Genomic DNA, 10,207 nt, shown 5'->3' with positions numbered 1-10,207 from the left:
GTCTCGGTCGCGGACATGCGGGCAATGCTGCAGGGCTCGCGCGGCGCGCACTAGGAGCCTGTCGGGCATGGGGCGTCGAAAGCGAAAATCGGCCCCAGCGAGGACAGTTTTTGCCGGATCTGCAGACCCATAGCATAGCTATGGGACAAGAAGACGGCGAAAAATCGACCGCTGCGATCGATTTGCAGCCGACCATTCCCAATGCCGACAGGCTCCTAGTAGTGCCTGCTGACGCTATTTTTACCCTGTTCGCATTTGCAAAAATAGCGTTAACAGACCCTGGCTCCACGCTTGTCGCTTCACGTACTGCGCTGTCTCCGAGGGGGCTGTGCGCGCTCGGGGGTGGCCCCGCGCTGCGCACGTCGTGGAAGGCCGCCGGATTGGGACCGCGTCGGCGGCTTTGCACGGGGTAAACCCGGCTACAATCCAGACTCGAATTTTGGGTATGTTCCCACGCACCACGCAGCCGAAAGTGTTTGATCGGCGGCAATTTCTCGAGTGTTGCCCCGTGTCGCACGTCTCTCCGGCATTTCGTTTCGCCACAGCATCCGGCCAGAACGGCCAGGCTCAGCAGGCGGTCCAGTGGCTGCTCAAGCGCAATTGTTCGGTGACGCCGGCGCAACTGGCGTGGCTGTATGTGTCGCTGTGCGCCGTTTCGCTGGGCATTGCCGGATTTTTCTGGTGGCAGGGCGCAACCCTGGTTCTGCCTTTTGCGTGCCTGGAGCTCATGCTGGTAGGCACAGCGTTTGCCGTGTATGCCCGGCATGCGGCCGACGGGGAGCGCATCGTGCTGGATGGCGTTCGTCTGGTGGTAGAGCTCGAAAGCGCGGGGCGCCTGGAGCGCGCGGAGTTCAACCGGCAATGGGTTCGCGTCGAACCCAGGCACGGTGACGGCTCGCTGATCGAGGTATCTGGTCAGGGGCGGTCGGTCAGCGTGGGGCGTCATGTGCGCCCCGAATTGAGGCCGGCACTGGCCCGGGAAATCCGGCATGCGCTGCATGGGTGTTGAGGCGGGGCATGGGGACTGGCGGTAGTGACGGGCGATGAGAGCGGTTGGTCGGCAAGAGGTGGCGCCAAGGCTAACTTTATAATCAAGTGCTTAATCAGTCGGTAATTGAGGCATTAAAAGTGATCACGATGAACGTACGTACAACGATAGGGTCTGGAATGAAGCACGCAGGCCAGGTTTTGAAGTCGCTGGTTCTGAACGCCAGTTGCAAGCTGGCCGCCGTCACGGCTTTGGTGGGCGGCTGGGTCAGCACCGCGGCTTACGCGGTCAACGACCTGCCTGGTGGCCCGGCCGTCAACCAGCTCAACCTGCACCCCGCAGTGACCAAAATTGCCGAAGAGCAGCATTGGCTGCACTGGTTCATGATGATCATCTGCGTGGTCATTTTCCTGGCGGTGTTCGGCGTGATGTTTTATTCCATCTGGAAACACCGCAAGTCCGTCGGTCACAAGGCTGCCAACTTTCACGAGTCCACCACGGTCGAGATCATCTGGACCATTGTTCCGTTTGTCATCGTGATCCTGATGGCCCTGCCGGCCACCAAGGTGCTGGTGGCCTCCAAGGACACGACCGGCGCCGACCTGACCATCAAGGCCACCGGCATGCAGTGGAAATGGGGCTACGACTACATCAAGGGTGAGGGCGAAGGCATCGGCTTTGTGTCGACGCTGGACAGTACTCACCGCGAAATATCCAACAGCGGCGGCCCGAAAAAGGGCGAAGAGCTGGACAACTACCTGCTCAAGGTGGACAACCCGCTGGTCGTGCCGGTGGACCGCAAGGTCCGCATCATCACCACCGCCAATGACGTGATCCACGCCTTCATGGTGCCGGCCTTCGGCATCAAGCAGGACGCGATCCCCGGTTTTGTGCGTGACACCTGGTTCCGCGCAGAAAAAATCGGCGACTACTACGGTCAGTGCGCCGAGCTGTGCGGCAAGGAGCACGCCTACATGCCCATCCATGTGAAAGTGCTCTCTGCCGAGGATTACAGCAAATGGGTTGGCGTCAAGGTCAAGGAAGCGGCTGCCAAGGCCGATGATCCTGCCAAGGTGTGGGCGCTGCCTGAACTCAAGGCCCGCGGCGAAAAAGTCTATGCTGCCAATTGTGCGGCATGCCACCAGGCCAACGGCAAGGGTGCCGGCCCAATCAAGGCGCTGGACGGCTCGGCCATCGTGCTGGACAAGGACCATGGCAAGCAGATCCAGATCCTGCTCAATGGCGCGGCAGGCGGCGCTATGCCGCCATGGAAAACACTGAGTGATACCGATCTTGCTGCGGTGGCCACCTACACCAAGAACAACTGGTCCAACCAGACTGGCCAGCTTGTGCAGCCGGCTGAGTTCCAGGCCGCCCGCAAATAAGCCGCTGACCTACTCACCCAACAGCCGGCACACCCTGCCGGCCCGCAAAGACAAAGTTACAGGCAAAAGCCACCAAAGGAAGCCAAGATGAGTGCAGTTCTCGACCATCATGATCACGCGCATGACGACCACGATCACCATGCCCCTACGGGCTGGCGGCGTTGGGTTTTTGCGACCAACCACAAGGACATCGGAACGCTCTACCTGCTTTTCAGCTTCACGATGCTGATGGTTGGCGGTGTACTCGCGCTTGGCATTCGCGCCGAGCTGTTCCAGCCTGGCCTGCAACTGGTCAACCCCGAGTTGTTCAACCAGCTCACGACCATGCACGGCATCATCATGGTGTTTGGTGCCATCATGCCGGCCTTTGTCGGTTTCGCGAACTGGATGATTCCGCTGCAGATTGGCGCGGCTGATATGGCCTTTGCCCGGATGAACAACTTCAGCTTCTGGCTGCTGATCCCGGCCGCCCTGATGATCGTAGGTTCCTTCTTCATGCCCGGTGGCGCTCCGGCAGGTGGCTGGACGCTGTATGCGCCGCTGTCGCTGCAAATGGGCCCCTCGATGGACGCCGGCATTTTTGCGCTGCACATCCTGGGCGCGTCGTCCATCATGGGTTCGATCAACATCATCGTGACCATCCTGAACATGCGCGCACCCGGCATGACGCTGATGAAAATGCCGATGTTCTGCTGGACCTGGCTGATCACCGCCTACCTGCTGGTCGCCGTGATGCCGGTTCTGGCCGGCGCGATCACCATGACGCTGACAGACCGCCACTTCGGCACCAGCTTCTTCAACCCCGCCGGCGGCGGCGATCCGGTGATGTTCCAGCACATTTTCTGGTTCTTCGGTCACCCCGAGGTCTACATCATGATTTTGCCGGCCTTCGGCATCATCAGCCAGATCCTTCCGGCTTTCTCCCGCAAGCGCCTGTTCGGTTACGCCTCCATGGTGTATGCCACCGGTTCCATCGCGATCCTGAGCTTTGTCGTGTGGGCGCACCACATGTTCACCACCGGCATGCCGGTCACCGGCCAGCTGTTCTTCATGTACTCGACCATGCTGATCGCCGTGCCCACGGGCGTGAAAATCTTCAACTGGATCGCAACCATGTGGAAGGGTTCGATGACCTTCGAGACCCCGATGCTTTTCGCGGTCGGTTTCATTTTCGTGTTCACCATGGGCGGGTTCACCGGCCTGATCCTGGCGGTTGCGCCGATTGACATCCAGGTGCAGGACACCTACTACGTGGTGGCCCACTTCCATTACGTTCTCGTGGCTGGCTCGCTGTATGCCCTGTTTGCCGGCTATTACTACTGGTCGCCCAAGTGGACCGGCGTGATGTATAACGAAAAGCGCGGCAAGATCCACTTCTGGTGGTCGCTGATCTCCTTCAATGTGACCTTCTTCCCGATGCATTTCCTGGGCTTGGCCGGCATGCCGCGCCGTTATGCCGACTACCCCATGCAATTCGCCGATTTCAACGCGATTGCCAGCGTCGGTGCCTTCTTCTTCGGTTTCGCCCAGGTGTACTTCTTCCTGTTCGTGGTCCTGCCGACCATGCGCGGCAAGGGTGAAAAAGCACCGCAGCGTCCCTGGAACGACCCGGACGGCGCAGGCGCCGAAGGCCTGGAATGGGAAGTGGCATCGCCCGCACCCTTCCATACCTTTGAGACACCGCCCCGCCTGGACGCCACGGCGACCAAGGTCATTGGGTACTGACATCTCGCAAGCGCATGCCTGACATGACACCTGAACAGAAAAAAAACAACCTGCGGCTGGGGCTGGTCCTCGCCTCGATCGCAGTGGTGTTTTTCCTCGGCTTTATGGCCAAGCTGGTCTTTTTCGGTAAAGGCTGACGGATGGGCCCGAAGCGTGAAAATTTAAGGATGGTGGGCAAGCTGGGCGTGATTGTGCTTGGCATGTTTGCCTTCGGTTATGCGCTGGTGCCGATTTACAAGGCCATCTGCGAGATGACCGGCATCAATATCCTGGCCTTGGGAGACCGGCAGATTCCCGGCGCCACCTCCAGCGTGTCCGCCAATACGCAGGTCGACACCAGCCGCAGCATCACCGTCGAGTTTGATGCCAATGCGCGTGGTCCCTGGGTGTTCAAGCCTGCGGTCGGCTCGCTGCAAGTGCATCCCGGCGAGCTGGCCACGGTGATGTATGAATTCCAGAACGTGCAGGACCGTACGATGTCCGCGCAGGCGATCCCGAGTTATGCGCCGTCTCAGGCAGGCGCCCATTTCAACAAGTTGGAGTGTTTCTGCTTCAGCCAGTACACCCTCGCCCCAGGCGAGAAGAAACAGTGGCCGGTGGCCTTTGTGATCGATCCCAAGCTGTCCAAAGACGTGAACACCATCACGCTGTCGTACACCTTCTTCGAGGTCGGCGGTAAAACGCCGGCGGCGCCTGTCGCTGCGGTGGGTGGGGCTGTGGTGCCGAGGCTGGAGCCGGGCACATGAACAAATCACCGGTTCAGCGCAAGGGCTCCATCTGGCGCACCATCAAGGCGGTCAGCTGGTCGTTTGTCGGTCTGCGCGCGCGCGGCGACTACGAAAAAGACGTGGAGCAGCTCAACCCGATCCACATCGTCATCGTGGCGCTGGTCGGCCTGCTGGTGTTTGTCGGTAGCCTGATCCTTCTGGCTACCTGGGTGGTGGGCAAGTAGCCGCAAGGCCGTGCGCACCATGAGTGACCTCATGAATTCAAGAATATAGCGAAACAGGAGTTGGAAATGTCTTCAGCAGCATCTACAGGCACACCGTATTACTTTGTCCCGGCGCCGTCCGCGTACCCGGTGATGACATCCGTGGGCCTGTTCTTCGTGATCCTGGGCGCCGGTCAGTGGATCAATGGCTCGGGCTGGGGCGCCTGGTCGCTGGCTTTCGGCATGGTCTGGTGGCTGACAGTGCTGTTTTTCTGGTTCCGCACTGCCGCACGGGAAAGCGAAGGCGGCCTGTATGGGCACAAGATCGAGTTGTCATACCGCTGGAGCATGAGCTGGTTCATCTTCTCGGAAGTCATGTTTTTCGGCGCCTTCTTCTTCGCCCTGTGGTGGGCGCGTTCGCACGCGCTGCCGGCGCTGGGTGGCCTGGAAAACTCGCTGCTCTGGCCTGATTTCAAGGCGGTCTGGCCCAGCACGGCCGTCGGTGCCACCGGCTCGCCGGCCAACATCATCGAGCCGTTCACGACCATGGGGCCCTTCTGGCTGCCGACCATCAACACTGCCTTGCTGCTGACCTCTGGCGTGACCTTGACGATTGCCCACCACGCGCTGCGCGAAAACCATCGCGGCAAGACGATTGCCTTCATGTGGGTGACGGTGTTGCTGGGTATAGCCTTCCTGGGTGTGCAGGGGTATGAGTACTTCCATGCCTATACCGACCTCAATCTCAAGCTCTCCTCGGGTGCCTTCGGCTCCACTTTTTTCATGCTGACCGGTTTCCACGGCTTCCACGTGTTTGTCGGTATGTTGATGCTGCTGTTCATCACGCTGCGCCTGCAAAGCGGCCATTTCACCGCAGACCGCCATTTCGGATTCGAGGGCGCGGCCTGGTATTGGCACTTTGTGGACGTGGTGTGGCTGGGCCTTTACATCCTCGTTTACTGGCTGTGACGGCGCTGCGCCGCCGGATGCACAGAAGGTCGCCAGGGCGGCCTTTTTCTTTTTACTTGCCCGCCGGAATGCCGGTAGGCTGGATGTAACCCATCTTCCAGGCGATCAGGATGCAGACAAACAGCAGGATGGAAAAGCCGACACGAAAGGCCAGTGCGCGCGCCATGTTGCTCGTCTTGGCCTTGCCGCCAGTGCCGTCCTTGAGCATGAAAAAAAGCGCCGAAGCGAGGCTGGCGAGAATGGCCAAAAATGCGAGTGCGACAAGGTAATTCATGAACAGGATTATCCGCGCATGAGGTTTTTTTTGCTCAATCGCCGTTTTTTGATCGTGACTGTGGCCGCCGTGGTGATGGTGGCGCTGACCTTCTCGCTGGGCCAGTGGCAATTGCGCCGCGCTGCGCAAAAAGAAGCGCTGCAGGCTGCCATAGATACACAAAAAAGGCTTCCAACCCTTGACGGACGTGCGTTGCTAGCTACTAAAAACATAGCAAATGTCCTGCACCGCGAAGCCGCGCTGCAGGGCAGCTGGCAGGCGGCGCATACCGTCTACCTGGACAACCGGCCCATGGACGGCAAGCCGGGCTTCTGGGTGGTCACGCCGCTGGTGCTGGCCGGCAGCACACAATCGATTCTGGTGCAGCGCGGCTGGGTGCCGCGCAACTTCACCGACCGAACGAGTTTGCCCGAGGTCCAGACACCTGCCGGTATGGTCACTGTGGCCGGCCGCATGGCCCCGCCGCCGTCCAAGCTTTACGAGTTTGAAGGCGCGGCCCAGGGTCGCATCCGGCAGAATCTTGACATGGTTGCCTTCAGCGCTGAAACCGGAACGCCTCTGCTGGCCGCTTCGCTGCTGCAGACCGGCGCACCCAGCGAAGGGCTGCTGCGCAATTGGCCAGCGCCCAACACCGGGGTCGACAAGCACTACGGTTATGCCTTCCAGTGGTTTGCGTTGTGCGCGCTGCTGGTTGGCCTGTATGGCTGGTTCCAGCTGGTGCTTCCGTACCGCAGGCAGCGGCGTTCTTCCGATGTTTCTTCCCGTTCCTCATAGCGAATCCAACGTGCAACACCCTCAGCCTTCCTCTGCTTCCCCCCCCGCCGGCCAGGACCAGCCTCTGGAGTTGACCGTGCACAGCCTGCCGCAAGCCGATGCCGCCGCCGTGATGGAGCCCCCCGACGTGCGCACGGGGCGTTGGAAAATGCTGGCTGTGCTGCTGGTGTGCGCTGCGCCGGTGATCGCCTCTTACTTCACCTATTACGTGATCCGTCCAGACGCCCGGCGCAACTATGGCGAGTTGATCGGCCCACAGCGTCCGTTGCCGGCCGTCGCGGCCGTGGCGCCCGACGGCAGCCGCACCGAACTGTTAGCGCTCAAGGGGCAGTGGCTGCTGCTCAGCGTGGCCGGTGGTGCCTGTGATGTCACCTGCCAGCAGCATCTGTATTTCCAGCGTCAGCTGCGCGAGTCGCTGGGCCGCGAGAAAGACCGGCTGGACCGTGTCTGGCTGGTCAACGACGCGGCAGCGATTCCCTCAGCACTGAACACCGCGCTGCAGGGCGCCACCGTGCTGCGCGTCGCGGGCCTGGAGCAATGGCTGCAACCCGCCGCCGGCCGCCAACTCGCTGACCACCTGTATGTGGTGGACCCGATGGGCAACTGGATGATGCGTTTTCCGGCCAACATGGATGCCGCAGGCGCGGCCCAGGCGAAGCGCGACCTCGAACGCCTGCTGCGCGCTTCGAGCTCCTGGGACAAGGACGGCAGGTGAATATGGCCCCCACGCTCCCCACTGCGTGTGGTTTGCTGCGCACATGGCCCCCACGGTCGCTCACTGCGTGTAGCTCCCGGCCCCCCAAGGGGGCCGCTGCGCCTGCGGTCCGGCAAAGCCGGTTCCGCGGCCCCTGCTGGTATGGGGACGGGGCGCGTGTAGCAATAGCTGGGATTCCCTAGGCATGGACACGCAAGAGCTCTACAACCTGAGTCCCACGCTGCGCCTGATGGCCATGGGGCTGGTGCTGGCGCTGGGTCCGCTGGCCTGGGTGTGGTTGCGCAACAAGAACCAGTCAATGGCGCGGCGCCTGCGGGTGCTGACCCTGCTCACGCTGTTCCTGACCTTTGATCTGGTGCTGTTTGGTGCTTTCACGCGGCTGACCGATTCGGGACTGGGCTGCCCCGACTGGCCGGGCTGTTACGGCCACGCCAGCCCAATGGGTGCGAGCCAGCCCATCAGCGCGGCGCAGGCGGCCATGCCCAGTGGGCCGGTGACACATCCCAAGGCCTGGATAGAAATGATCCACCGTTACCTGGCCACGGGTGTCGGTGTGCTCATCCTGACCCTCACCGTCTTTACCTGGCTGGAGCGACGCAAGGGGCGAGCGGGCACCGCGGGCTCCAGCGCCGCGCTGCCGCTTTGGTGGCCGCTGGCCACGCTCATCTGGGTGTGTATTCAGGGCGCTTTCGGCGCGCTGACGGTGACCATGAAGCTGTTTCCGTTGATCGTCACCCTGCATCTCCTGGGTGGGTTGATCCTGCTCGCGCTGTTGCAGGCCCAGGCCGTGCGTTACGCGCAGGCGCACGAAGCCACACGGCCGGTGTTGTTGCCCAAGGGTGCATGGCTGTTGCTTTCGGCCACATTTGCTTTGGTCTGGGTACAGATTGCGCTGGGCGGCTGGGTCAGCACCAATTACGCGGTTCTGGCCTGCAACGAGTTTCCGGCCTGCCAGGGCAGCTTCTGGCCGGCCATGAACTTCCGCGAAGGCTTCACCTTCTGGCGCGCACTGGGCGCTGGGCTGGACGGCGACAACATCAGCTTCCAGGCACTGACCGCCATTCATTACGTACACAGGCTCGCCGCTTATCTCGTATTTGCCGCGCTGCTGCTGCTGGCCTGGCAGTTGCGGCGGATTCCCGCGATGCGCTTGTATGGCAACTGGGTAGCTGGCTTGGCGCTGTGGCAGTTCGGCACCGGCTTGAGCAATGTCGTGCTCGGCTGGCCGCTGGTCGCCGCAGTCTCCCACACCGGGGGGGCGGCCGCGCTGGTGGTGGCGCTGACGGGCGCTCTTTTTTCCAGCCGGCGCGCCCCGCAGACGGCAACTGCGTCAAAATTGAGGGCTGCCCGCCTATGAACCCCTCTGACACTTCCGCCTCCGTGGCGATCACTCCTTTTGTGCCTTCCAAATTCGCGCAGTTTTATGCGCTGACCAAGCCGCGCGTGGTGCAGCTCATCGTGTTCTGCGCCCTGATCGGCATGGTGCTGGCGGTGCCCGGTGTGCCGGGCTGGGCCGAGGTGAAGCTGGCGATCATTGCCTGCGTCGGCATCTGGCTGGTGGCCGGTGCCGCCGCAGCCTTCAATTGCCTGGTCGAGCAGCAGATCGACTCGAAAATGAAACGCACCGCCTGGCGTGCCACGGCGCAGGGGCAGATCAGCAACCCGCTGACCCTGGCTTTTTCCAGCCTGCTGTGCGCTGCCGGCTCCTTCATCCTGCATGTCTGGGTTAATCCGCTGACCATGTGGCTGACCTTTGCGACTTTTGTGGGTTACGCCGTGGTCTACACCGTGATCCTGAAGCCGCTGACGCCGCAAAACATCGTGATCGGTGGCGCCTCGGGCGCCATGCCGCCGGTACTGGGCTGGGCCGCCATGACCGGCAGCGTCAGCCCCGAAGCGCTGATTCTGTTTTTGATCATTTTTCTGTGGACGCCGCCACACTTCTGGGCGCTGGCGCTGTACCGCGTGGAGGATTACCGCAAGTCCGGGTTGCCGATGCTGCCGGTGACGCATGGCAACGAGTTCACGCGCCTGCAGGTGTTTTTGTACACGCTGGTGCTGTTTGCCGCCTGCCTGCTGCCGTTTATCTTCAAGATGAGCGGCTGGCTTTATCTGGTGGTGGCGATTGGGCTGAGCTTTGGCTTCAGTTGGTACGCCTGGCGGCTGTGGCGCAACTATTCCGATGCGCTGGCGCGTAAGACTTTTCGCTTCTCGCTGATTCATCTGTCTGTTTTATTTGCGGCCCTGCTACTGGACCATTACCTCGTATGAAGTTCGCACCTGTTTCCGCCAGCAAACGAAATGTTATCAAGTTCATAGCTGGTGGCGCTTTATGGACGGGGGCTGCAGGCCTTTTTGGCTTGATGGCCGGCTGCACCGACGCAAAGCCGCAGTTCGCCAGCATCGACATCACTGGCGCCGACTATGCGAAGGACTTTGCGCTGGC

Annotated in this window: 12 protein-coding genes; 11 read left to right on the top strand and 1 reads right to left on the bottom strand. The window is 61.4% G+C overall.

The features are described from left to right. The first annotated feature begins 508 nt into the window (after window positions 1–508). The 7 genes from ACESMT_RS09865 to ACESMT_RS09835 all read left to right on the top strand — a co-directional run bounded on the left by ACESMT_RS09865 (window position 509) and on the right by ACESMT_RS09835 (window position 5,998). The gene (locus ACESMT_RS09865; RefSeq protein ID WP_372826405.1) at window positions 509–1,009 is read left to right on the top strand and encodes a DUF2244 domain-containing protein; all 501 of its coding nucleotides are present in this window, start codon (window positions 509–511) and stop codon (window positions 1,007–1,009) included. 158 nt (window positions 1,010–1,167) lie between these two features. Continuing rightward, window positions 1,168–2,373, top strand: coding sequence for a cytochrome c oxidase subunit II (gene coxB, locus ACESMT_RS09860; RefSeq protein WP_372826404.1), 1,206 nt, complete (start codon window positions 1,168–1,170; stop codon window positions 2,371–2,373). 87 nt (window positions 2,374–2,460) lie between these two features. Further along, window positions 2,461–4,098 (top strand): cytochrome c oxidase subunit I, encoded by a 1,638-nt coding sequence (ctaD, locus tag ACESMT_RS09855; RefSeq protein WP_372826403.1) that lies wholly within the window; start codon window positions 2,461–2,463, stop codon window positions 4,096–4,098. Window positions 4,099–4,121: 23 nt separating this feature from the next. Further along, window positions 4,122–4,235 carry a cytochrome oxidase small assembly protein gene (locus ACESMT_RS09850; protein WP_372826402.1) on the top strand — a complete coding sequence of 38 codons (114 nt, stop codon included), beginning with the start codon at window positions 4,122–4,124 and terminating at the stop codon, window positions 4,233–4,235. 3 nt (window positions 4,236–4,238) lie between these two features. Then, the gene (locus ACESMT_RS09845) at window positions 4,239–4,844 is read left to right on the top strand and encodes a cytochrome c oxidase assembly protein (protein WP_372826401.1); all 606 of its coding nucleotides are present in this window, start codon (window positions 4,239–4,241) and stop codon (window positions 4,842–4,844) included. Further along, window positions 4,841–5,050 (top strand): DUF2970 domain-containing protein, encoded by a 210-nt coding sequence (locus tag ACESMT_RS09840; RefSeq protein ID WP_372826400.1) that lies wholly within the window; start codon window positions 4,841–4,843, stop codon window positions 5,048–5,050. Before ACESMT_RS09845 ends, ACESMT_RS09840 begins: the two co-directional genes overlap by 4 nt. Window positions 5,051–5,116: 66 nt before the next feature. After that, entirely contained in the window at window positions 5,117–5,998 is an 882-nt protein-coding gene (locus tag ACESMT_RS09835) for a cytochrome c oxidase subunit 3 (protein WP_372826399.1), read from the top strand. Window positions 5,999–6,050: 52 nt separating this feature from the next. Here the strand turns inward: ACESMT_RS09835 and ACESMT_RS09830 are convergent, their stop codons facing one another. Continuing rightward, on the bottom strand, window positions 6,051–6,272 hold the full coding sequence (locus ACESMT_RS09830; RefSeq protein ID WP_305562078.1) for a twin transmembrane helix small protein: 222 nt from the start codon (window positions 6,270–6,272) through the stop codon (window positions 6,051–6,053). 18 nt (window positions 6,273–6,290) lie between these two features. On the opposite strand from ACESMT_RS09830, the gene ACESMT_RS09825 reads away from it, so the two are divergent. The 4 genes from ACESMT_RS09825 (at window position 6,291) to cyoE (ending at window position 10,032) form a co-directional block, all read left to right on the top strand. Beyond that, window positions 6,291–7,046 carry an SURF1 family protein gene (locus tag ACESMT_RS09825; protein ID WP_372826398.1) on the top strand — a complete coding sequence of 252 codons (756 nt, stop codon included), beginning with the start codon at window positions 6,291–6,293 and terminating at the stop codon, window positions 7,044–7,046. 76 nt (window positions 7,047–7,122) lie between these two features. Beyond that, window positions 7,123–7,761, top strand: a complete 639-nt coding sequence (locus ACESMT_RS09820) for a hypothetical protein (RefSeq protein ID WP_372826397.1) — start codon at window positions 7,123–7,125, stop codon at window positions 7,759–7,761. Between the two features lie 184 nt (window positions 7,762–7,945). After that, window positions 7,946–9,118: a heme A synthase gene (locus ACESMT_RS09815; protein WP_372826396.1), complete on the top strand. Its 1,173-nt coding sequence runs from the start codon at window positions 7,946–7,948 to the stop codon at window positions 9,116–9,118. Next, the gene (gene cyoE / locus ACESMT_RS09810) at window positions 9,115–10,032 is read left to right on the top strand and encodes a heme o synthase (protein WP_372826395.1); all 918 of its coding nucleotides are present in this window, start codon (window positions 9,115–9,117) and stop codon (window positions 10,030–10,032) included. The genes ACESMT_RS09815 and cyoE overlap by 4 nt, the downstream gene beginning before the upstream one ends. The last annotated feature ends 175 nt before the right edge of the window (window positions 10,033–10,207 follow it).

The organism is Polaromonas sp. (assembly GCF_041689105.1).
Classification (GTDB): Bacteria; Pseudomonadota; Gammaproteobacteria; order Burkholderiales; family Burkholderiaceae_C; genus Polaromonas.
This window is presented reverse-complemented; position numbering and strand designations above follow the sequence as displayed.